The organism is Acidobacteriaceae bacterium, from assembly GCA_035944135.1.
Taxonomy (GTDB): domain Bacteria; phylum Acidobacteriota; class Terriglobia; order Terriglobales; family Acidobacteriaceae; genus Granulicella.
Genome location: DASZBM010000010.1, coordinates 1 through 23,886 on the forward strand (window position 1 = coordinate 1; position 23,886 = coordinate 23,886).

A 23,886-nucleotide genomic window follows, 5' to 3' on the forward strand; every position below is an offset into this window, starting at 1 on the left:
CTCGGGCAGTCCAGTTCCGGCGAGGTCGACACCGTCCACTTCTCCGCGCCGTTCATCAAGCGCCCTGTCGCCACCTTCCTGCTTTCGATCGCGATCATCATCGCCGGCGCGGTCGCGTACAAGCTTCTCCCGGTCTCTTCGCTGCCGGAGGTGGAGTACCCCGTCATCTCCGTGGGCGCATCGCTGCCCGGCGCCGACCCGGAGACCATGGCCTCCGCCGTTGCCACTCCGCTGGAGCGTCAGTTCACCCGCATCGCCGGCGTAAACCAGATGACGTCCTCCTCCGGCACCGGATCGACCAGCATCACGATGCAGTTCGACCTGGACCGCGACATCGACGGCGCCGCGCGCGACGTGCAGGCGGCGATTAACGCTGCCCGGGCGCAGTTACCTGCCAATCTTCCTTCCAATCCCACCTATCGCAAGATCAATCCGGCAGACTCGCCGATCCTCATCCTCGCGCTTACCTCCGACACTGTGCCGAAGCCGCAGATGTACGACGCCTCGGACTCGATCCTCGCGCAGAAGATCGCGCAGGTGCAGGGCGTTGGCCAGGTGTTCACCGGCGGCTCCTCCAGCCCGGCCGTGCGCCTCGAGATCAATCCGTACCTGCTCACCGCCAAGGGTCTCTCGCTTGAAGATGTGCGGACCGCGATCGGCACCTTCAATGTCATGCAGCCGACCGGCTACATCAACAGCCCGTCCCAGCGCATTGCCTTATCCACCACGGATCAGCTCTTCGGCGCTGCCGCGTACGCTCCGCTGATTATCGCGACGAGCAAGGGCCCGGTCTCGAACGGAAGCGCATCCACCGGCCTGCCGGCGTCACTCGCCTCGGCGGTGACATCCACCAGCGCAACGAGCGGAAGCGCAACGGGACAGACCACCTCCAACGCTTCCACGGGCAACGCAGCGGTCAGTTCGAACGCCTCCGGCACCAGCACCAACTCCACGTCGAGCACCGGAGTCACCAACTTTGCGACCTCGCAGGTTACGGCCGTCGGCGCCGCGAACGCCTCCGGCACCGTTCGCATCAGCGACATTGCGCAGGTGGTCGACTCTGTAGCTGACGTCCACACGGGCGGAACCTTCAACGGCAAGCCCGCGATTCTCGTTGTCGTCTTCAAGGCGCCTGGCGCGAACGTCATCCAGACGGTCGACAACGTACTCGCCATCCTTCCGCAGCTTCAGGGCTCCATCAATCCGGCCATCAAAATTCAGGTCGTCCTCGACCGCACCGGCACCATCCGCGCCTCGGTCAGGGACATCACGCGCACGCTGATCATCTCCATCCTGCTCGTGATTCTGGTCGTCTTCCTCTTCCTTCGCGAAGGCCGCACGACGCTGATTCCGTCGGTCTCGGTTCCGCTCTCGCTGCTCGGCACCTTTGGCGTGATGTACCTGCTCGGTTACACGCTGGACAATCTTTCCCTAATGGCGCTCGCCATATCCACGGGCTTCGTCGTCGACGACGCTATCGTTGTCATCGAGAACATCACGCGTCATCTCGAGGAAGGCCTCGGCCCGTTCCAGGCCGCGATGCTCGGCTCCAAGGAGATCGGCTTCACTGTCCTCTCCATGTCCACATCGCTGGTCGCCGTCTTCATTCCCATTCTGCTGATGGGCGGCATCGTCGGGCGTCTGTTCCGCGAGTTTGCCGTTACACTTTCCGCCGCCATCGGCGTTTCGCTGGTCGTCTCGCTCACCACAACCCCCATGCTCGCGGCCAAGTTCCTCAAGCCCATCAATCACGAGCAGAAGGGCTGGTTCTACCGCATGGGCGACAGGCATCTCAAGTGGCTCACCGGCGAGTACGAGCGCGGCCTGCGCTGGGTGATCCGCCACCAGATCGCAACCTTCGTCGTCTTCCTGCTCACCTTCGGACTGAACATCTATCTCTACTTCATCGTGCCCAAGGGCTTCTTCCCACTGCAGGACACCGGCCGTCTCGGTGGCACGCTTCAAACCCAGCAGGACACCTCCTTCAACGAAACGCGCCGCGCCATGACGCAGATTGCCGACATCGTCCAGAAGGAGCCCGGCGTGCAAAACGTCCTCGGCTTCCTGGGCGGCGGTGGCCCCGGCGGCGGCGCCTCCAACTCGGCGCGCATGTTTGTCACGCTTGACCCCAGCGCGGATCGGCTCAAAAAGGGCCTCACCGCGGACGCCATCATCAACCACCTTCGCCCCAAGACCACCAACATGCCGGGCGTGAAGTTCTATCTCTCTTCGTCGCAGGAGCTCAATATCGGCGGCCGGTCTTCCGCCACGCAATATCAGTACACGCTCACCGCCGACAATCAGCAGGACCTCGACACCTGGTCTCCGCAACTCATGGCCGCCATGCAGCAGCTCCCTGAGCTGCGTGACGTTGCCACCGACCAGCAGGACCAGGGCCTCGAAGCCCAACTCGTGATTGATCGCGACACTGCCTCGCGGCTCGGTGTCTCCGCCCTCGCCATCGACTCCACGCTCTCCGACGCCTTCGGGCAGCGCCAGGTCTCCACCATGTACCAGGAGCTCAACCAGTATCACGTCGTGATGGAGGTCGCGCAGGACTACCAGAACGACCCCACGCAGCTCCGCGACATCTACGTCAAATCCTCAACCGGCGCGCAGGTTCCGCTCTCTGCGGTCACGCGGCTTGAGAACCTCCGCGTTCCGCTTTCCATCAACCATCAATCACTGTCGCCCGCCACCACGCTCTCGTTCAATCTCGCGCCCAACGTTGCGCTCTCGCAGGCCACCGCCGTCATCGATAACGCCCGCGCAAAGATCGGCATGCCCTCTTCCATCCGCGGCGGGTTCCAGGGCTCGGCACAGGCGTACCAGCAGTCGCTCTCCACAGAGCCCATTCTCATCGCCCTCGCCCTCTTCACCGTCTACATTGTTCTCGGCATCCTGTATGAGAGTTTCATCCACCCCATCACGATTCTCTCCACGCTGCCCTCCGCCGGCGTCGGCGCTCTGCTCGCCCTCATCATCTTCAAGATCGATCTTTCCGTCATTGCCATGATCGGCATCATCCTGCTCATTGGCATCGTGAAGAAGAACGCGATCATGATGATCGACTTCGCCCTCGTCGCCGAGCGCGAGCACCACAAGACCCCCGATGAGGCGATCTATGAGGCGTGCATGCTGCGCTTCCGTCCCATCATGATGACGACGATGGCGGCCATGCTCGGCGGTCTTCCGCTCGCGCTTGGCACGGGCACCGGCTCCGAGCTGCGCCAGCCTCTCGGCGTCACCATCGTCGGCGGCCTCATCGTCAGCCAGTGCCTCACGCTCTTCACGACTCCGGTGATCTATCTCATGTTCGATCGTCTGCGCCTTGCCCTCCCACGCTGGCGCCGCGCGGCGCTTGACTCACTCGGCCTGCGCCGCCCCACTCCCGCGGCAGGCGACTGATCACCGGCTTTGCAGCTCTAAAATCAAGCACGCCTCGATAGCATTCCGCAATTCTCAAGATCACTCCGGAGGACAACTCATCCCGTGAAAGCGACTCAACGCAACAACGTCAAGGTTGTCGGAACAGGGGAACAGACCCTGGTATTCGCGCATGGTTACGGCTGCGACCAGAACATGTGGCGCCATATCGTTCCCGATTTTGCCGCCGACTACCGGGTTGTGCTGTTTGATTATGTCGGCTCCGGTCTCTCGGATGTATCCGCCTTCGATCGAACCCGCTACAGCACGCTGCGCGGCTACGCTCTCGACGTCCTGGAGATACTGTCCGAGCATGACTTGAAGAACGTTCACTTCGTGGGGCATTCGGTCAGCTCCATGATTGGCGCGCTCGCGTTTCTCGAAGAGCCGGAACGCATCGAAACGCTGACGATGATCGGCCCGTCGCCCTGCTACATCAACTCCGAGGGCTATCACGGCGGCTTCGAACGCAGTGACATCGAGGGGCTGCTGGAGACGCTCGAAAGCAATCACGTTGCCTGGGCCGCCACCATGGCTCCGCTCATCATGGGAAACGTCGACACACCTGAACTTGCCGCTGAACTCGAAGCCAGTTTCTGCCGCATGGACCCGTTCCTCGCAAGCCACTTCGCGCGCGTGACATTCCTCTCGGATAACCGGGCGGACCTGCCTCACGTAACGGCGAAGACCCTCATCCTGCAGTGCCAGAAAGATGTCATCGCCGGACTGAGCGTGGGAAAATATGTGCACGAGTGCCTGCCGAACAGCCAGCTCGTCATCATGGATGCGACGGGACACTGCCCGCACATGAGCGCGCCCGGCGAGGTCACGGCGGAGATCAAGCGGTTTCTTGCGGCGAATCCGGTGCCCACCTGCACATAGATCGCAATGAAGCGTGGGATCTGCTGGAGCATTTCCCCTGCGGCTACGCCGTCGTTGCTACCGATGGCACGCTGCTCTATGCAAACGAGACCTTCCTGCAGTTGATTGGGCGAGACGAGGCCATTGTCGCTCACGTCCGCTTCCAGGAATTGCTCACGACCGGGGGCGCAATCTTCTACGAAACGCAGTTTGCACCCAGCCTGATGCTGCGAGGCTCTCTCGAAGAGATCTCGTTCGAATTTCTCAAGGACGATGGCGAGCGTGTCCCCACACTGGTGAATGCAGTTTTGCGACCGGAACAAGGTGAAACGCCAGCCCACATCCTGCTCGCTGCCTTTGGCGCAAAGCAAAGGCGTCTCTATGAATCCGAACTCTTGCGCGCGCGCCGCGAATCAGAGCAGATGTCTGAAGTCGTGCGCAGGTCTTCGGACGCGATCATCCGGCTCTCGGCGAACGATCTGATTGAGAGCTGGAATCGCGGCGCGCAGCAGATATTCGACTTCCCGGCGGATAAAGCTGTCGGAAAGTCCATCTATCTCCTGATCGCCGAAGAGAGCCGGGCCGCGCTCGCCAAAACGATCGAAAAAGTGAAGCGAGGCGCCGAGGTCGTCACCGAAACTCTGGGCAGCCGCCAGAGCGGTGCGCCCGTGGACGTGTCCATCAGCATGACCCCGCATCTCGAGGCGCCCGGAATCTTCGTCGGATACTCGGCGATCATCCGTGACGTGACCGCTCGCAAACTCGCCGAGAAAGCTCTTCTGCAAACCGAAAAACTCGCATCCGTCGGCCGTCTCGCCAGCTCCATCGCGCACGAGATCAATAACCCGCTGGAAGCTGTGACGAACCTGCTGTACATCCTCGGAAAGCGGGACACAGATGCAGACACCAGGGCTCTCATCCACACCGCGCAGGAGGAGCTCGCCCGCGTTTCGCAGATTGCCACTCACACGCTTCGATTTCACAAACAGAGCAGCGGGCGCACGGCGGTCGATCTTCGCGGCTTATTTGATTCGGTCCTCGGCCTCTATCGCGCTCGTCTTCAGAACTCCCGGATCACGGCGATCAACGACTGCAGCGGAAGTTCGCAGCTCGTCTGTTACGAAGGCGAGCTTCGCCAGGTGCTGGTCAATCTCGTAGCGAATTCATTTGACGCCATGCGATCCGGCGGAACGCTGACTCTGCGCTGCCGCGAGACTACGTTCCCGTCCTCAGGTTCGAACGGCATCCGGATTACAGTTGCGGACACCGGAAGCGGAATGGACCCCTCCGTGAGGCAGCATCTCTTCGAGCCGTTCTTCTCAACCAAAGGAATCGGCGGAACCGGTCTGGGGCTGTGGATCACCCGCGACCTCGTCGCCAAGAACCACGGCTCGATCCGCGTCCGGAGCAGCACCCGTCCCGGATCCGCGGGAACGGTCGTCAGCATGCTGTTCCCCTCGCAGCCCGAGTGATCGCACCCCGCCGGCTGCCACGCGCTCACTGATTCATCATCCCTTGCAGCGCCGTCGTCAACGCCGGCAGCGCCGACCCGTTCCATTGCGCATTCAGCACGCCGTACGTCTCCGGCGCTCCCCACGTGCGCGTGCTGCCCGTCGCCTCGGTCCCGTTGATCGACCAGTACGACCAGTCGAGATTGTGCGTCTTGATGTAGTCCGTAAGGAAACCGAACCAGAAGCCGTTGTTCGCGTTGCTCGTGCTGCTCACACAGGTCGCACTTGTGTTGCACGTGCCGAACTCTCCAATCCAAACCGGCTGCGGATTGCTGCCGGTCACCAGGTATCCCCAGTTTTTGGTGATGGTGCTGTCGTAGCTGCTCTCGCTGCTCAGGTTCGAGTACCAGAAGCCGTAGTCGTGCGCCTCATACACCACGTGGTTGCTCACATTCAGCTGCACCGGCAGGCTAGCCACGCCTGAAAGATCGCCGGCATAACTCACGCCTTCGACAAAGATCAGCAGGTTCGGATTCGCACCCAGCACCGCATTGCCGCCCAGTACCGCCGCCGCATGCCAGTCCGTGCTCGCGCTGCCGCCCCACGTTGCCGGAGCGCGCGGCTCATTGCGCAGGTCGGCTCCAATCACAAGCTGGTTGCTCTTATACCGCGCCGCCATCATCTGCCAGTCGGCAATCCAGCTCGTCTGCGGATACGCGCTGTTGTACCAGAGCTCATTGCCGTCGGTCGTGTTGCAGCACCACTGCGCGTTGCTCATGTGGTTGTCGAGAATCACCATGATGCCTGCATTCGTCAGCGCGTTCACTACCTGATCAAAGGCAGTCAGCGCATTTTCGCCCTGCATGCTCGGGTTCGCCGTGAGCGCATAGCTGCCCACTACCGGATTGCTCTCCACCATCTGGTTTGACCACGGCAGCCGCACCGCATTAAATCCGAGCGCCTTAATCTCACTCACAATGCTCGTCAGCGACTGCGCCTGCAGACCCGCGACAACGTAGTCTTGCTCCTCGGCACCGTACCAGTTGAAGGCGTTCAACCGCACGCGGTTCCCATTGCTGTCGACGATGAATGCTCCCGCCGTGTGCAGCGGAAACGCCGGCTGCGTTGTCGTCTGCACTGGCGTGACCGGTGTAGCGCCGCTGTTGGCTGCACCTCCGCCACACGACAGCCCCATGCAACCAATCGATAGAACGCTCAGGAGCGCAATCCAGCCAGATACCGGTCTCTTCATGCCTTTGACACTAAGCAGCAACCATCCCGATGTCAAGAAACACTCCAGCCCTCCGCCAAAAGCAGAGAGGCGAGCCAGATCAGCTCGCCTCTTCGCTCACTTCACCTGCCGCGCTCTCACGAGAGCGGTCCCACGTACTTCACTTCCACCGCCGTCGGCGTCAGGATGATGCCTTCGGAAAGGACGTTGTTGCTCGTATCCACCATGTTGATGGTGTTTCCCGTTCCTCCCTGCAGCAGCTTGCCTTTCACTGTTCCTGCATTCATCTCCGAGAAGAACACCTCGCCGTACTGCGCCAGCTCGGGACTATCCGTATTGATGGACAGCCGTTCAACCACCCATTCCGCCACATTGCCCACCAGCGTCGTCGGCGCCGTCGCGTCCGCCAGGAAGTGCACACCGATGTTGCTCGTCAGGTTGTAGAGGTACACCGTGGCCTGCGTCGTGGAGCCCGAGGTCACACAGATCAACGTGTTCACCGTGTCGCCCGGCACCACCTTCAGCGTCGTGATCCAGAACGAGCCCGCGGGATACCACTCCCACCACGGATTCAACTGTCTCGAATCGCTGCTGCCCGACTTCTGCACATCCGAGTCGCAGCCCGCCTGAAGTACATCTCCCGAGCCGTCGAGCCCGTCAATGCCTACCCACGTCGATGCCGAATACCACACACCATCCTGTGCTCCGCCCGGCGGGTAGGCGTCCGGAATCGTGTAGGTTCCTTCTACCCACATAAAGCTGTCACCTGCCGGTGCATGCACCACCGCGCCCGACCATATGTCCGTGTTCTCCACGCCATGGTCCAGCATCTTCTTCGGCAGGCGGCGCTGCTTGCGCGGCTTGGGCGCAAACTCGGGGTCAACGAACTTCGGCCCGCGCCGCATCATCTCCTCCCATCGCGCAGCCATCGTGGGGTCCGAAGGTTTTTTCGGATATCCATACTGCGACAGCAGCCGCGGATCGCTCGTCAACGGATCGAATCCCGCAGGCGGTTTTGGGAACGTGCGAACAGACACCTTGTCAGAAAGCTTCGTCGTTTGCATAACATCATCCTTCCGCCTGCATCTTCCCGCAGCGCGCGAGATCTCCGGCAGGCTCGACAGTTTTGGAGGGCCCATCCAGTCGCAGGGTCCGCCATCCGCCCTTTGCGCGGAAGGCAGGTCCATCGGCATCGAGAATTCATCAAGAGACCGGGAGAGAGACGCCTTTGGCCGACAGGCGCCGGCAGGCAAGGCCGCATAGACCGCGCGCGCGAAACCGTTCGTTTGAGTTCAAACTTCGCCGGTCGGATGCCGGCGGTTTCGTCACGACACGCGTCAGGCTAGTCGCCTGTTCTGTCCAAGGTCAAGACGGAAACATGCCGGCCACGGGCTGCGCATCTATCGTCGTGATCAGAGCATTCCTGCTCTCATGCACAGCCCAGATGTCTTACGGCTGCAACCTGCCGGCATATCGGGCCGACACAATATTTCGTTGCACAGCGTTCATCGTCTTCGCGTCGGGCATTCCTTTCGTCATCACGCCTTCGAAAAAATATCCCGTCGCCGCATTGCTGTTATCGCCGCCGATGCCAAGAATGATGGCACCCTCCTGAAGCATCGGCTGATAGTTCGGCAGCAGAGGAATCACGCCGGTCGTCGTCAGCGCGCCGGACTGCGCGTTGCCCTGGTAGATCGCATAACTGTGCTGACCGTCACTTGCTCCCATGTCGGTCACAAACACCGTGCCGGCGGGCACCGCCAGGTGGCCGTAGATGCCGTCCTCCATGTCGAGCCCGGCGTCCGGCTTGCATGGATCGCCGTGGCACATGATGTTGATCGCGTCCATGTGGCCGGCCTTGTTGTCCAGGTTGTTTGTCTCGGCATTCCCAAAGTCGAAGCAGCACTTGTCGTTCAGATGAAGCGCGGAGGTGACCATGTACACGCCTTCCGGCTGCCCGTTCACTGCGGTCTCTTTCGGCGCATCGTTGCGGTAGCCCGTGTCCGGATTCACAAGAACACCGAAAACCTTATGCCCGCCCACAGTCAGCGGCAGCGCGTCTGCAATGGCAGGGATGTCGTAGCCATCCGGTCCCAGGCCGTGCATCGCACCGCCGGGCGGCGCCGGCACTAAGTCGTTGTGATTAGGCGACTGATCGTACAGCTTCGAAATGACGCAGAAGGTGTCCCTGCAAAATTGAGGCTGCGGCGCCGTGTCCGCATAGCCATCTGGCAGCAGGCCGATGTCCATGCTCGCGTTGTTGTTCACGCGAGTGATCTGATACAGCGGTCCCGTGTACGAGCTATACAGCGCACGCGTCGTACTGAACGCGGCCACACACGGAGTCGCGGGCGCATACAGATCGCATGGACGAGGCCCGACGGGCTGCGGCGCAGCCCCAACCGCCTGTGCTGAAGATGGCTGCACCATCGCGACAGTCAAAGCAATCGCTGCGCATGAAATCGCTTTCGGGAGCAATCCGCGTAGTTTCAGCCTCATAAGGATCCTGCCTCTGTCTTTCGTCCGGACCTTGTCGCCGGCGCCCTGACCCGACAACAGAATTCTCACACGGGCATCACGCTGCCGCTTGCCCCATCCTCGACGCGTAGCGGCAGGGTGGGATATCGCGCGTTAAGACACGCGAGATGCAGCGCTTGCATCATCAATCGGTCTCTCGTTTGGGGAATCGCCCCGACATGCAAACCACCGAGTGATCACGGCCACAGAGAAACAGAACTCAGGAATGACTAGCCAACAGAAATCACTCCAGATCGGTGCTCCTCGCCTGCAGACAAACACCCACCAGTAAACCAGCGATATCCCGATAAACAGCACTGCGCCCCACGCCGCCAGCCACGTACTCGATCTGAAGCTCAAGACCGCAATTCCCAGCGCGAATAAGAACAGAGCAACAAAGTACATCCAGCCCAGACTCCAGTGCGACATAGCCAGCGGCATGATCACCAACGTCGTGAAGGCCCGGTACGCCAGATAGGTAAAGAGCACGAGATTTGCAAGAGGTCTGATCACTGCTTCGCCACGCTCGCGTCTCCAGACGCGATCCAAGATATCTCAGACAGCTGGGTTGGGCATCTCGCGCTGGTCACGATGAAGCTTTGGTGGCAATATGACCAAGCTAGCCAGCCTCTTTCAATACGAAAGGGTCAAGTTCACGATCGGAAAAATAGTGGATTCCCAGCGATCTCCGTCCCGGCAAAACTCCACATGGTAGGCCGGGGATCGTGATCATATGCGAATCGAACAATTCCCAATCGTCTTGAGAAATCGGAAGGGAAGCTATACCGAAGGCTCTATCAGTACGATGTCTTCTCGCTCAAACGTGCCTGGGATGAGAGGGCACACGGGCCAGTCCTAAACTGTGCGTCGCGGCTGTGGTCCCGCGGGCGTTTTCCGGCACTTGGAACCGGCTTCCCCACAATCCGTCTAATCTATTAACAGCCATGCTCCGCACGCGCATCATCGGCCCTTGCATCATCTTCGCCCTCGCTCTGCCCATCTCCGCCCAGATGCACCACGTGGGCAAGCCTCAGCATGTCACCCGTGCCGTCGGCGTCTATGAGTGGACGGGCGACCTCACCAAGCCGGACGCCGCCCGTCTCATCCCGGTCTCGCTCTTTATCGACGGCCGCTTTCAGGATGCCGGCGTCTTCCTCGCCCAGCCGATCCCGCTGGCCCTCGAGACTGGCAACGTCTACGCCGTCCAGCGCTCCGGCAACATCATCGGCACGCTCGACCTCGACTACGCCCGCGACATCGTCGACAAGCGCAGTTCCGCCGACGACAATCCGCTCGGCGCCTGGTACGGCTATGGCCGCTTCCTCCCGCTGTCGGCCGAACCTGCGGCCAAGCAACTCGTTCAGCACTCGGCCACGCCCGCGACTATCGTCGGTAGTGACGACGACTCACGACCGCACTTCGTCGCCTCCCCGCACCCGAGCGATGACAACTCGACCACAACAACCGCGAAAAACAGCACACCGGCTCCGCCCGACGACCCCGATCGCCCGCACATGACGAAGCGGAACGACGCCGATTCGGTGGACAACGAGCCCACCTCGCTCGGGACGAAGGACGTCGAGGACGATCCTGACCGTCCAACGCTCGGCCATCGCGCCGATCAGGACCCCAAGAAGCAAAAGAAGAAAAAGGAATCTGGTTCCGGCGTCGAGCCCATGCCGACCTCGCTGAATGAGGACCCCGACCGCCCAGAGCTGCACCATGGCAAGGTCGAATCCGCAACGGCTCCTCCGCAGCTGACTGGCGTGCCGCCCAACCTGCATCAGGCCGTGGCCGTCTCTGACGCCGCCAACAACTCGCCCCACGTCTTCGCCCGTGAGTGGGACTCCCCAACCGAGCGCGCCGAGACAATGGCCGCCATGCAAAAGCTGGCTGAGCCGATCGCGCGCGAGTATCTCGCCACCAACCATCTCGTACCCGGCTCGGCACCCAGCACCGGACCGAAGCTGAACACCGCAACTGCTTCAAAAACCAGCACCGCGCACTCGGCCACAACTCATTCGACCAGCGCCCATACGACCGCTACGCACTCGACCACGCACACGGCGACGCACCACACAGCCGCTGCTGCACCCGGGCCGCTCGTCTTCACCGACGAGCAGATCGCCGGCTACACCCTCAGCTACGGCGGCCTGCCCACCTTCGTCTACTCGGCCGCTGTTCCGACCACTGCCCCCAATGGACTGGACAGCCCGCCTGTCCGTGTTACCGTCGTCGCCCAGCGCCTGCCCTCCGGCGAGCTCCAGGTCTCGCTCAAGTCGGTCACGGACGAGAACCATCTGGACCGCACCCCCTGGATGCGCCTGGTCGACGCCGTCGACCCTGACGACTCCCATCGCGCGAGCCTGCTGTTCGAGCTTCGCGCCCGATCCAGCCGCCAGTTCGCCCTCTACTCCCTGGCCACCGCCGACGCCCAGCAGACTTTTGTGACCGGCCTCATCGAGTGACCCACTTGACAGGACAGTCTCTCTTGACACGCCCTGTTAAGATGAGAGCGATGCTGGAAACCCGGCCTTGGCCGGGTTTCAGTGCGTAGTACGATCATTTGGTCCGGACCTAAAGTCTCTGCATCCAGGAATTTGCGCAAGAAAGTACGGGGGGAGGGGTACCCCCTCGCATCTAAACTGAAACGCTCATGACCGACACAAACGACAACACACAAACCAGTCCAAAGATCGCCCTCCTCTTCCCAGGTCAGGGCTCCCAATTCGTCGGCATGGGCCGCGCCCTCTACGACACCGTCCCCGCCGCCCGGGCCATCTTCGACGAAGCCGACGCCGCCGTCGGGTTTCCGCTCTCAAAGCTGATCTTCGAGGGGCCGGAGGAAGATCTGAAGCTCACCGAGAACACCCAGCCGGCGATCCTCACCGTATCGATAGCCGCCCTCCGTGCCCTGGAGCCTGAGCTGAAGCGCCGGAACCTGACGGTCGCATTTGCTGCCGGCCACTCCCTGGGCGAGTACGCGGCGCATGTTGCCGCAGGCACGTTCACCTTCGCCGAAGCGGTCCGCACGGTGAAGGCGCGCGGACGGTTCATGCAGGAGGCTGTCCCTGCGGGCCAGGGAGCCATGGCCGCTATCCTCGGCATGTCCGCCGCCCGGATCAACGACATCTGCGCCCGTGTCGAGGACGAACTCTCGCCGCCGCCGGACGAGCCGGGAAACCCGTCCGCCCAGTCGGCTCCAGCCATCGATGCGCTGAACGATCCGAATAATCCGGCGGAGACCGCGATTCAGGCAGCGGCGAGCGTCGCGGCTGTTGTGGCTCCCGCCAACCTGAATTCACCGGAGCAGACGGTCATCTCCGGATCGAAGCAGGCGGTCGAACGGGCCTCCGCGTTATGCAAGGAGGCTGGCGCGAAGCGCGCTCTGATGCTCCCTGTGAGTGCGCCGTTTCACTGCAAGCTGATGCAGCCGGCCGAGGAGCAGCTTGCGGGTGTGCTTGAGGCGATTACGTTCAACGATCCAGCGTTTCCCGTTGCGGCGAACGTAGATGCGCGACTGCTGCGCCGCGGATCTGAGGCGCGCGATGCGCTGATCCGGCAGGTGACCGGCGCGGTGCGCTGGGTGGAATGCATCCAGTTGCTCACGGAGTCCGGTGCAACGCACTTCATCGAGGTCGGCCCCGGCAAGGTCCTGCAGGGTTTGAACCACAAGATCGACAAGAACCTGGTGACGTGTCACGTGGATAGTCCGGCAAATCTTGAAAAAGCGCTGGCGGTTTTCCACGCGTAGTCAGCGAGTCAGCAAGTCAGCGAGTCAGCAAGTCAGCGAGACATCGTGGTTGAGCAGAGAAGAACTAAGCGGTTTCGGGATCTGATCGCATGGCAGAAAGCGATGTCTGCGGCTCAAGATGTGTACAGGATCACGGAAGCCTTTCCGAAATCTGAGCAGTTCGGGCTTACGGCACAGATGCGCCGCGCCGCCGTATCCGTACCAAGCAACATCGCTGAAGGTCACGGCCGGCTCACAGACAAAGGATTCAAAGTCTTTCTGGCCCAGGCCCGCGGTTCGGCCTATGAGCTGGAGACTCAATTGGAACTGGCAGCAGGCCTAGGCTATTGCACTCGCGAAGCAGCAGACACTCTCATCGCGCAATGCCAGGAGGTGTCGCGTATTCTCAACGGCCTGCTCCGAAGTTTGAAAATGAGCTAGTCAGCCAGTGAGCAAGCCGGTTAGCCAGAGCACTTATGCGCTGACTTGCTGACTGGCTAACTCGCTATTTCACCAGATCACCGTTGATGTCGCGGACCTCGACGGGACCGAGACCGGCGTCTTTCAGGCCGGGCTCAATCTTGGCGCGGTCGCCGGCGGCGACGATGACGAGATTGTTCGGATGGAGGTCTTCCCGGGCGACCTTCGCAACGTCCTCCGCGGTGACTGCGCGGTACTTCTCCGGTAGAGTCGCGTAGTAGTCGAGCGGACGGTCGTAGAGGAAGATGGATTGCATCGCTCCAGCGGCTGCGAAGGTTGTTTCGAAGCGGCCGGGCAGCGACTGCACGAGAGCGTCCTTGCTTGCGTTCAGTTCAGCTTCAGTGGGTGGGTTCGAGGGGAAGCGCGTGATCTCCGACATCAGCTCCTTTGCCGCGGGAGCCGTGACGTCAGTGCGCACCAGGCTGCTGGCAATAAAGTCGCCTCCAGCGCGGAAGCCCTGATAAAAGGAGCTCGCGCCGTAGGTGTAGCCATGCTGCTCGCGCAGGTTCATGTTGATGCGCGAAGCGAAGGACCCGCCGAGCGTGTAGTTCATCACCTGCAGGGCAGGCAGATCGGGCGAGTTTGCCGGCACGCCGAGACCGAAGGCCATCAGGGCGGTCTGTGGAGCGCCGGGTTTGTCCACGATGACGACGTGCGTCGGCTGCATCTCGGGCGCGGGCGGAAGCGTCACGGCCTGGCTCGCTGTTCCGGTCCAGTTGCCGAAGTATTGCTGTGCCACGCGGCGAGCTTCAGCCGGTGTGATGTCGCCAGCGAAGATCACAGCGGAATCCGCAGGACCGAAGTGGCTGCTGTAGAAGCTGGTGACATCATCGCGTGTGAGTGCCTGCACGCTTTCGGTTGTGCCTGTTGGCGAGGCGCCGTATGGGCTGTCGCCGAAGACGAGCTTCGGACCGACGCGGTTCGCCATCATCTGCACGGAGTCGGTCTCTTGCGCGATGCGCACTAGCCGCTGCTTCTTGCGGCGCTCGAGGTCTTCAGGACGGAACGCAGGATGCTCGATGACGTCCGCGAGCAGGTCCATGCCGCGATCGGTGTTGCTGGTCAGCACGGTCACGCCGGCGAAGCTGCCATCCATGCTGGCGCCGGGAGAGATGGCGGTGCCGATGAGCTCTTCATCGTCGGCGAGCCTGGTGAGGTCGCGGCTCTGGGTGCCGTCCCCCATGGTTTCGGCGACGAGCGTAGCGAGACCGCCCTTGTCCTTGGGATTTGTCTCGCTGCCCGCGCGTGTGACGAGCGAGGCGGAGAGGATGGGGAGTGCGTGTTCCTCGACGACGTAGACCTTCAGCCCGTTGTCGAGCGCGAAGGTCGTGGGCACAGGCAGATGAACCACCGGCGGGGGGCCGCCCTTCGGCTCGGTCTTACGCCACTCCTGTGAAGCTTCAAACTGCGGCGTGTACGGATCGGTGAGCTTTACGTTTGCGTCGGTGTCTGCGGGGCTGCGCGGAACGTCATGCAGCACCTTCTCGCCGGGAACGCAGGAGACGACGACCGCGGCATTGCTGGCGAAGTATTTCACGGCCGCGGCTTTCGCGCCCGCGATCGTCACGGCTTCGGTCATCGCGACGTCTTTGGGCAAAAAGCCTGGCGTGCCGGTGTACTGGTTGTACTCGTCCAGCGTGTCAGCCACACCGCCGAAGCCGCCAAGGCGCTCGAGGCCGCTGATCTTTTCGGTGAGCGTAGTCGCTTTGTACGACTGCAACTCCTCTGCTGTTGGGCCCTCCTGCTGCAGGCGCTGAACCTCCTTCCAGAAGGCTGCTTCGATGTCCTCAAGCTTCACGCCGGGGCGCGGGGTGACGATGCACTGCGCCATGCCGGTGAGCTTCAGCGCGTCATTGCCACAAGTGACACTCTGCGCCAGTTGGGACTTGTAGACGAGCGCCTGATCGAGGCGGCTGGCCTTGCTTGCGCCAAGCGCGTACATTGCGGCGTCGGTATCGTATTGGCCCTGCGTGTATGCGGGAGGCGTGAGCCACCCGAAGCGGATCTGCGGCAGCCTTACGGTGTCGGTGACGGAGACACGCTTCTGCGACGTGATCGGCGGGGTTGTGACATTTACGGGCGGAGGCACAGGGCCGCGCGGAATGGGGCCGAAGTATTTCGTCAGCAGAGCGCGCAGGACTTTGGGATCGAAGTCGCCGGCGATGGCGATGGAGGCGTTGTTGGGCGTGTAGTACTGCTGGTGAAAGTCACGCACGTCGGCAACGCGCGCTGACTCGATATCGGCGTGGCTGCCCATGACATTGCCGTAGTAGGGATGGCCGGCAGGGAAGAGCGCGTGCATCAGGGCTTCGTTTGCTACGTAGTATGGACGGCCTTCACCCTGGCGGCGCTCGTTGCGGACGACGTCGCGCTGGTTGGTGAGCAGCGTGCGGTTGAGCCCTTCCATGAGGAAGCCCATGCGATCGCTCTCGAGCCACAGTGCAAGCTCAAGCTGATTGCTGGGCATGGTCTCGAAGTAGTTGGTGCGATCGAAGGAGGTGGTGCCGTTGATGTCGGTTCCACCGACGGACTGGACATCCTTGATGTGCGCTTTCTCGCCGACGTGCTCGGAGCCCTCGAACATCATGTGCTCGAAGAGATGGGCGAAGCCGGTGCGGCCGGCGCGCTCGTTCAGCGGGCCGACGTGGTACCAGAGGTCAACGGCAACGAGCGGGAGGCGGTGATCCTCATGCGTGATCACGGTAAGGCCGTTGGGCAGCGTGTACTTTTCGTACTTGAGCTCGGGGAGCTTGAGCTTATGTGCGTCAGGCTGGACGGCAGAGGCCGGCCGGATCGCGGTCAACGTCAAGAGCAGGGCAAGGGTGGCGAGGCCGGGGCGTCTCAGCGTACATCTCATCGTTCTGGTTCTCTCCTGTTTCGAAAACGGCAAGGGCATTAAGCGAGTCACCAGCATAGTCGTGCGAGGCGCAACTGCGCTGCAGAAATCTTGCGAGCTATGGATTGAGCCGGGCGGTGTAGCGGAGGGGCTGTTGCGGGAGGGTGTGGAGTTCTCTATAGTCTGCGGCTATGGAAGACCTCTTCGATCCGGCTACGGCTGAACAGTTTCGTCAGCGCATTCGCTCGGTGACTCCGGAAAGCCAGCGGCAGTGGGGCAAGATGTCGGCTGCGCAGATGATGGAGCATTGTGCGCGTGGGCTGGAGATGGCAACGGGTGAGTTGAAGCCTCCGCGGGCGCTGATCGGGCGGCTGTTGGGCCGCATCGTCAAGCCGATGGTGCTGAAGGAGGGTGTGCCGATGAGGCGGAACTCACCTACAGCGGCAGCGCTGGTGGTTGCGCCCGATGCGGATTTAGAGGGCTCGCGCACGCGGTTGATGGGGGCCTTGGAGCGCTTTGTGGCAGGTGGAGAGCGGGGCTGTACGGACTATGCGCACTCGTTCTTTGGGGCGCTGAAACCGAGCGAGTGGTCGGCGCTGATGTATAAGCATCTCGACCATCATCTGCGGCAGTTCGGCGCGTAGGGTCGGGTGCGCTCTCAGATAAACTGGGATGTATGGCTTTTTCCGAGCAGTTCGATGTGTTGGTGGTCGGCGCGGGCCATGCGGGCTGCGAGGCCGCGGCGGCGTCTGCGCGGATGGGCCTGCGGACGGCGCTGTTCACGCTGAACATGGATTTGATCGCGCAGATGTCGTGCAATCCGGCGATTGGCGGCGTGGCGAAGGGGCACCTGGTCCGCGAGGTGGACGCGCTGGGCGGCATCATGGGCGAGGTTGCGGACTCGTGCGGGATCCAGTTCCGGCTGCTGAATACGTCGCGCGGGCCGGCGGTGTGGTCGCCGCGCGCGCAGTGCGATAAGGCGCTGTATCGCGTGAAGATGCGCGAAAAGCTGGAGTCGATCAGGAACCTGTTTATCAAGCAGGCTGAGGTGGTGGACCTCGAGCAAGATGGGGATCGCGTGGCCGGTGTAAAGCTGCGCGATGGGCGGGTGATTCATGCGCACGCCGTTGTAGTGACAACCGGGACGTTTCTGAATGGCCTGATCCATTGCGGCGAGCAGCAGTACACGGCGGGCCGGAGTGGTGAGCCGGCGAGTGTGCTGCTCGGCGAAAATCTGAAGAAGCTGGGGCTGCGGCAGTGCAGGCTGAAGACCGGGACGCCGCCGCGGCTGGATGGGCGGACGATCGACTGGGAGCGCTTTGAGGAGCAGCCGGGTGATGCGGACCCGACGCCGTTCAGCTTCAGGAGCAAGCCAGAGGATGGGAGTGCGAAGTGGACGCCGCCGCTGCCGCAGGTGTCCTGCCATATTGCGACGACGACGCCGGAGACGCTGCGGCTGATTCGCGAGAATGTGCACCGCTCGCCGATGTTTACGGGGCAGATTGAGGGCATCGGGCCGCGGTACTGCCCGTCGATCGAGGACAAGATTGTGCGGTTCCCGGACAAGACCTCGCACCAGTTCTTTCTGGAGCCGGAGGGGCTGAAGACGCACGAGGTGTACATCAACGGCATGAGTACGTCGCTGCCGATGGAGGTGCAGGCTGCGATGGTGCGGTCGATCCCGGGGTTGGAGAACGCGGAGATGCTGCGGCCGGGGTACGCGATTGAGTACGACGCGATTGATCCGACGGAGCTGGACCGCACGCTGAAGGTGAAGAGCTTTACGGGACTGTTCTTGGCGGGGCAGATCAATGGAACCTCGGGTTACGAGGAGGCCGCGTGCCAGGGGCTGATGGCGGGGATCAACGCGGCGCTGTGGGCGAAACGAGCCAGCGAGTCAGCGGGTCAGCGAGTCAGTGAAGAGCCGGATACGTTTACGCTGGATCGGACCGAGGCCTATACGGGGATTCTGATCGACGACCTGATCTCGAAGGGAACGGATGAGCCGTACAGGATGTTTACCTCGCGGGCGGAGTTCCGGCTGCACCTGCGGATTGACAACGCGGATGTGCGGCTGACCCCGCATGGGCGCAGGCTGGGACTGATCGACGATGTGGCCTGGGGTGGCTTTGAGGCCAAGCAGGCCAGGGCGGCGGCGTTCACTCAATTGCTTGAAAATGGAAAGCTTTCCGAGGTCGAGGCCGCGGTGTTGGAGGGTATGTGGCCGGAGGATGCCGGGGCGGCGCCGGCGAGGGGTGATCGGCCGGCACAATTGCTGAAGCGGCCGCCAGTCAGCGTGGAGCTGCTGCTGCCGGTGTTGATGGAGCGGCTGGCTGGGACGCCGGAGCTAGCGTCGTGGGTGGCGGCGCTGGAGGCGGTCAGGTATGGCGCGGGCAAGGCGCTGCCTGTGTGGGTCCGGAACGAGATGAAGACTGTCGAGACCGGGATCAAGTTTGCCGGGTACCTGGCCCAGCAGCAGAAGAGCATGGAGCGGCTGCGGCGGGATGAGGCGCGGGTCATCCCGGAAAGCTTCGACTACACGACCGTGAGCGGGTTGTCGCGGGAGATGGTGGAGAAGCTGGGACGGGTTCGGCCGTCGACGATCGGGCAGGCGAGCCGACTGCCAGGGGTGACGCCGGCGGCGCTGTCACTGATCCAGTGCTTCCTGGAGATCCGGAGCCGAGAGATGCGGGGCCGGGAGAATCAAGCTGAGGCCGAGGCGCGGCGAAGCGCCTGAGGTGCCTTTTCAGGGCGGGTGCGCCTCTTGTCCGCCGGATTCCTGCCGATACCTCAAGTGACACTTGAGGTGGGAGTTAACTTCCTTGGTTCATCGGAAACACAGGCCTTTTTTCACTCGAACAAAAGTTACTTACGGGCGTACCGTAGAAGTCCCACGAATTATGCAGCGAATACCCCGAAAGTGTCATATTCTCTATTCGGGCACCCTGTATGCGCACCGCATCGCTGACCGCCGGCCTTCTCTCCCTCCTGCTCCTGCCAGTCTGCACGCCCGCTCTTGTGGGCCAAGCCAGCAAGGCTCCGCAGACGCCGCAGCAGCCTGTTTCTGAACGGCTTCCCTATAGGTTCAGCAATTTTCCGTGGTGGACCGACGCTCAGATTCGAACCGAGTTGAAGCACCGCATCCCGAGCCTGGGTGATGAGGTTGGTCGCGGCTCGGCACAGGAGGCGCAGGTTCGTGATGCATTGACGGCGATGCTGGCACAGAAGGGCGTTCACGCGACGGTGGACAGCGACGAACCTTCGCAGACGTCGGCCGTCGTTTCAGCGTTTATGAAGACACTGCCGTTCTATATTCCGGGAACGGCGCAGCGCCCGCACATTGTGTTCAGCATCTCGTCCCCGCAGGTTCTGGTTGGCGGGATCGAGGTGGACTCGTCGCCCGAAGGCGATCTGGTTTCGCGGGTTGCAAGGCAGATGGAGGGCAAGCCCTTCGATGCGAGCGCGAATCTTCTGCAGGCACATCAACTGGCTGAGCCGCTGCAACGGCACGGATATCTTTCGGCCGAAGTCACGGTGACCGCAGGTCATCCGATGCGCGTAGGCGAGAGCTATTACGTTCCGTTGAGAGCGGAGGTATCTGCCGGGCCGCTGTATCACGTGGGCATGATCAGCGCCGATGGTGGACCGCTGTTGCATGACCGCGATCTGTCCGGATACTTCGATCTGCAGACGGGCGAGGTGGCGACACCGTATGCCTTCGATCGGCTTGAGAGCTCGATTATGACGGTGTATTTCCAGGCCGGATACGCGTCGGTGCACTTTGTCGATCAGCCGGAGCTGGATCCCGAACATGCGACTGCGAACTACCGCCTGATGACCGTGACCGGCCCGCAGTACAGGCTGCGTACGGTGACGGTGAAGAACCTTTCGCCAACGCAGGAGGCCGAAGTTCGCAAGATGCTCGCATTGGCGCCGGGCGACGTTTATGACCAGATTGCTATTGATGAGCTGCACGCAAAGGTGCAGGAGAGCGCGAATCTGAAGGGGCTGGACTACTCATTCGCTCCCTCAACGGACCGCAACCTTAATGTCATCGATCTCACGCTGGACTTCTTCAAGGATGCGGCGCAGTCGTCGTTGTAGGTCGAGGGAACAGAGATCAGGTAAACGCAAAGACTTAGCTCGAAAAGACAAAAGAAGAAGCGCTACAGCCAAATGGCTCGTAGCGCTTTCTTGTTTCTAGCCTCTGCTTCTGATCTCTCAGTAGTTGTAGTTAACTTCTTCCTCGCTGTCGACGCCATAGCGACGCAGGAGATTCGGCAGATTCTGCGAGAAGGCTGCTCGCGGCATCACGACGTCGCAGCCTGCCTCCACAGCCTTGGCCTTGAGATCGCCCTGCAGGTGCGAGAGGAATCCAATGATCGAGACCGAGCGCTTCAGCTTGGCCTTGAGTTTCGGGATCACCGTCAGCGGCTTCGCGTTTGCGTTGTTGAGATCAAATACGATCAGCGACGGCTTGTTCTCGTCCTCGCCGCTCGTCAAGTCGGCGAGCGCCTCTTTTTCGTTCTTGATGAAGGCGACCTTCACGCCGAGCTTGCGCGCGGTCTCGTTGATCTTGGCTGTCAGGAACAGGTCCTCGATGAAGAGATAGATGTGCGTCTCCGCGTCCTCAGGAATCGGAACGGGCCGCGGGCCGGAGAAGTCGAGCGGCTGGTTGTCGCCCTGGTGGCGATGACGGCGATGTCCGTGCAGCTGAATGGTTGATGGAGGCGAGTCGGCATAGTTGGCGTCGCCGGCGCGGTAGCTGTGGTCCATCGGGCCGACGAACCCGCGTTCCCTGGACTGGCCGCCCTTGTTCTTGCGCTTGAAGCCGCCGACCAGGTTGCCGAAGTTATCCGGCACATTCTGGCGGTAGCCGTTGCCGCCGCCATATCCGCCGTTGCCGTTGCTGTATCCGCCGCTGTTCTCGGCGCGGAAGTCATTGCCGGGGTTGTCGCTGCGGACGCGGCGCTCGCGGTCGCGGAACTTCTTCTTCCAGCGCTTGCCTCCCTGCCCCTGACCCTGACCGAACTGCGGCTGCTGGCCGCCCTGTGGTGAACGCCGCATCGTGGGTGCAGCGTTACCGGCCGGGGCTCCGGCGGCAAGGGCGAGGCTCTCGCCTTCCATGACAATCGTTCCCGGGGGGACCACGGCGTCGTCGGTCGCAGCCGGCGTGGCGCCGCCCTCACCGGGGGTCGCCACGGCCATCAGCTTGTTCTTCCGCTTGCGGCGGCGCCTGCGGCTGCTCTTGCTCTGCCCCATACCTGGGGCCGCCGGTCCGCCAGCCTCGTTGGCTGCGCCGTCGAAGTCGTCGCCATCAAATCCGTCGCCGCCAAACTGCTCGGGCGCGTCCACTACATTCTGTTCTGACATGGTTGCTGTTGGTCCCCTTACTGTGTCCTTCCAAGAAGCTCTCCGGGAGTGACCGGAGACGCGGCTTCGTGCCTCGCGCTTGGGTGGTGCTCTGCGCGAGCCGCGATCCGAACAGGAGAGTCTTCCGACGATCTCAAATCTTGGCTCTTGGAACGGCTTTCTAACTCACTCACCGGCTGGGTTCAACTTCTGCGAGCGCATCGCGTTCGCGCTGAAGAACTCCGCCGCAATCATCGACCTCGAACTCTATGGTCGCCCTGCATTATCCCTGCTGCGGGTCTGGACACGCCCCTTGGACAAGACGGTTCTGTGCCGGTATACGATCCGGCCCGACCGTCCAACCTTTCGATTTTCCAGAGATATCCTTGTTCCCACTGCGGGCGTCTGGGAGTCGTGCAGCCTTCAGGGGCAATGCCCACCAGTGGCTCATGCGCTCCGCGCCCGGAACACTACCGAGTATATCGCCGGGACAACTTCTGTGCAAGCTCTTCTTTCTCTGTAACCTGGCGCACCGACCCGGTCAGCACCCGGGAATCCACCATACTTATGATCAGAAAGCCGTTGGGCCACCTCCCCTCCCCGGAAGATGGCCCTCGGACCCCTACATGGCCAGTCACTGGCCTCCGAAATGCTCCCTTCGGAGCGTCCCTGCGGGGCGTGCCTCACTGTTGGAGGTCTGTCAAACACCGCTGGACGTTCACCGCTGTACGCCGCTATGCGACGCAAAGGTCGAACACTGGGGATAGAGCAATCGGCGTACCAAAGTTTGGGTGGCCGCAAATCGTTACAAAATCGTAGGGCTGGGAGTTTTGCCTACCCAAAATCGGAGAATCCAGGGTCGTTGGCTCCGCTTTTCGGAAGGAGATACTTCGTTTATCTGGACTTTGAGCGGCCGAGAGTCGCGTCCGATAGCACGTGAAACGGTCGACCGATGCAAACGTCTCACTCTTTGAACGCGATTCTGCAGGGACGCGAGGCTCGTTTGTCGTTTGACCAGCCATGCTTCGGGTCTTATATAATTTGGTGCAGTCGGCCCCACAGCATCTGCCCGCGCCTCTCTCACCTGTGCTTTTCAGGTGAGAACGACATGAAAGCAGGACGCGGAGGGTGGCCACCCCAGCAATTGATCTTGCTGGGGAGCCCGGTGAGTGGCGCAGCTCCCACTCCATGAAATCAAATTTGCGAACACCAAGTTCTCGATCCCGAAGGAGCAACAACCACCACATGAACCGCACGCTTGTCCTTGCCACAGCGTTGGCCGCCGGCCTCGCCGTCCCCACTCTTACAGCACAGGCTGCAACGGCAGCCGGTACCGGCGCGGCGCCGGCTGCCAATGTTGCTGTGACTCCCCAGCCTATTCCCGCGAAGGTCGCCATCATTGCCTTTGAGCAGGCCGTTGTCGCTACGAACGAAGGACAGCGTGCCATGGCCGAGGTTCAGAAGAAGTACGAGCCGCAGAAGTCGAAGATCGACGGTGAGGCGGCCGAGGTCGACTCGCTGAAGAAGCAGGCCCAGGGTCTGCCCGCCACTACAACGGATGACGAGCGCGCGCGTCGTCTCCGCACGATCGACGAGAAGGAGAAGCAACTGAACCGTGATGCCGAGGACGCGCAGAACGCCTACCAGGGCGACCTGCAGGAGGCCTATGGCAAGGTTGCGCAGAAGGTCGGCGCGGCTGCGGTGAAGTATGCGCAGGATAACGGATACACGCTGATGCTGAACGTTGGCGGCAACCAGCAGACGCCGAATCCGGTTCTGTGGTTCAACCAGACGACGGACATCACGCAGGCTGTCGTGAACGCGTACAACACCAGCTCGGGAATTTCGGCTCCGGCGCCGTCTGCTCCGACTCCGACTGCGCATCACACGACGCCGTCCGGTGCTTCGCGTCCGGCGACCGCGACCCACTAATCGCTAACCAGCTTGACCACAGAGCGGAGGCCTTCGGGCCTCCGCTCTGCTTTGTCGGATCGATGTT

Annotated in this window: 15 protein-coding genes; 10 read left to right on the forward strand and 5 right to left on the reverse strand. The window is 61.9% G+C overall.

All coding sequences use genetic code 11. The features are described from left to right. The 3 genes from VGU25_14430 to VGU25_14440 form a co-directional block, all read left to right on the forward strand. Positions 1 to 3,408 (forward strand): efflux RND transporter permease subunit (locus VGU25_14430; GenBank protein ID HEV2578397.1); only part of this gene is annotated, 3,408 nt, incomplete at its 5' end. A gap of 84 nt (positions 3,409 to 3,492) precedes the next feature. Further along, positions 3,493 to 4,308 carry an alpha/beta hydrolase gene (locus VGU25_14435; GenBank protein HEV2578398.1) on the forward strand — a complete coding sequence of 272 codons (816 nt, stop codon included), beginning with the start codon at positions 3,493 to 3,495 and terminating at the stop codon, positions 4,306 to 4,308. A gap of 23 nt (positions 4,309 to 4,331) precedes the next feature. Further along, the gene (locus VGU25_14440) at positions 4,332 to 5,759 is read left to right on the forward strand and encodes an ATP-binding protein (GenBank protein ID HEV2578399.1); all 1,428 of its coding nucleotides are present in this window, start codon (positions 4,332 to 4,334) and stop codon (positions 5,757 to 5,759) included. Positions 5,760 to 5,784: 25 nt separating this feature from the next. Here VGU25_14440 and VGU25_14445 read toward each other — a convergent pair whose 3' ends face one another. The 3 genes from VGU25_14445 to VGU25_14455 all read right to left on the reverse strand — a co-directional run bounded on the left by VGU25_14445 (position 5,785) and on the right by VGU25_14455 (position 9,468). Beyond that, the gene (locus VGU25_14445; protein ID HEV2578400.1) at positions 5,785 to 6,990 is read right to left on the reverse strand and encodes a glycoside hydrolase family 5 protein; all 1,206 of its coding nucleotides are present in this window, start codon (positions 6,988 to 6,990) and stop codon (positions 5,785 to 5,787) included. 116 nt (positions 6,991 to 7,106) lie between these two features. Then, positions 7,107 to 8,033 carry an A4/G1 family peptidase gene (locus VGU25_14450; protein ID HEV2578401.1) on the reverse strand — a complete coding sequence of 309 codons (927 nt, stop codon included), beginning with the start codon at positions 8,031 to 8,033 and terminating at the stop codon, positions 7,107 to 7,109. A 385-nt stretch (positions 8,034 to 8,418) separates the two neighbouring features. Then, complete coding sequence (locus VGU25_14455) at positions 8,419 to 9,468, reverse strand: arabinofuranosidase catalytic domain-containing protein (protein HEV2578402.1); 1,050 nt, start codon at positions 9,466 to 9,468, stop codon at positions 8,419 to 8,421. A 962-nt stretch (positions 9,469 to 10,430) separates the two neighbouring features. Between VGU25_14455 and VGU25_14460 the strand changes: the two genes are divergently transcribed. The 3 genes from VGU25_14460 (at position 10,431) to VGU25_14470 (ending at position 13,660) form a co-directional block, all read left to right on the forward strand. Further along, positions 10,431 to 11,954, forward strand: a complete 1,524-nt coding sequence (locus VGU25_14460) for a hypothetical protein (GenBank protein HEV2578403.1) — start codon at positions 10,431 to 10,433, stop codon at positions 11,952 to 11,954. Positions 11,955 to 12,142: 188 nt separating this feature from the next. After that, entirely contained in the window at positions 12,143 to 13,240 is a 1,098-nt protein-coding gene (locus tag VGU25_14465; GenBank protein ID HEV2578404.1) for an ACP S-malonyltransferase, read from the forward strand. Positions 13,241 to 13,285: 45 nt separating this feature from the next. Then, complete coding sequence (locus tag VGU25_14470; protein ID HEV2578405.1) at positions 13,286 to 13,660, forward strand: four helix bundle protein; 375 nt, start codon at positions 13,286 to 13,288, stop codon at positions 13,658 to 13,660. 64 nt (positions 13,661 to 13,724) lie between these two features. Here VGU25_14470 and VGU25_14475 read toward each other — a convergent pair whose 3' ends face one another. Further along, positions 13,725 to 16,556 (reverse strand): pitrilysin family protein, encoded by a 2,832-nt coding sequence (locus VGU25_14475; protein ID HEV2578406.1) that lies wholly within the window; start codon positions 16,554 to 16,556, stop codon positions 13,725 to 13,727. Positions 16,557 to 16,726: 170 nt separating this feature from the next. Here VGU25_14475 and VGU25_14480 point away from each other — a divergent pair, with 170 nt between their 5' ends. The 3 genes from VGU25_14480 to VGU25_14490 all read left to right on the forward strand — a co-directional run bounded on the left by VGU25_14480 (position 16,727) and on the right by VGU25_14490 (position 20,639). Then, positions 16,727 to 17,179 carry a DUF1569 domain-containing protein gene (locus VGU25_14480; GenBank protein HEV2578407.1) on the forward strand — a complete coding sequence of 151 codons (453 nt, stop codon included), beginning with the start codon at positions 16,727 to 16,729 and terminating at the stop codon, positions 17,177 to 17,179. A 32-nt stretch (positions 17,180 to 17,211) separates the two neighbouring features. Beyond that, positions 17,212 to 19,272 (forward strand): tRNA uridine-5-carboxymethylaminomethyl(34) synthesis enzyme MnmG, encoded by a 2,061-nt coding sequence (gene mnmG / locus VGU25_14485; GenBank protein ID HEV2578408.1) that lies wholly within the window; start codon positions 17,212 to 17,214, stop codon positions 19,270 to 19,272. A 212-nt stretch (positions 19,273 to 19,484) separates the two neighbouring features. After that, the gene (locus VGU25_14490) at positions 19,485 to 20,639 is read left to right on the forward strand and encodes a hypothetical protein (protein HEV2578409.1); all 1,155 of its coding nucleotides are present in this window, start codon (positions 19,485 to 19,487) and stop codon (positions 20,637 to 20,639) included. A 117-nt stretch (positions 20,640 to 20,756) separates the two neighbouring features. On the opposite strand, the gene VGU25_14495 is transcribed toward VGU25_14490, so the two are convergent. Further along, on the reverse strand, positions 20,757 to 21,908 hold the full coding sequence (locus VGU25_14495; GenBank protein ID HEV2578410.1) for a response regulator: 1,152 nt from the start codon (positions 21,906 to 21,908) through the stop codon (positions 20,757 to 20,759). A 1,224-nt stretch (positions 21,909 to 23,132) separates the two neighbouring features. Here VGU25_14495 and VGU25_14500 point away from each other — a divergent pair. Further along, positions 23,133 to 23,819: an OmpH family outer membrane protein gene (locus tag VGU25_14500; GenBank protein ID HEV2578411.1), complete on the forward strand. Its 687-nt coding sequence runs from the start codon at positions 23,133 to 23,135 to the stop codon at positions 23,817 to 23,819. Positions 23,820 to 23,886 lie beyond the last annotated feature (67 nt).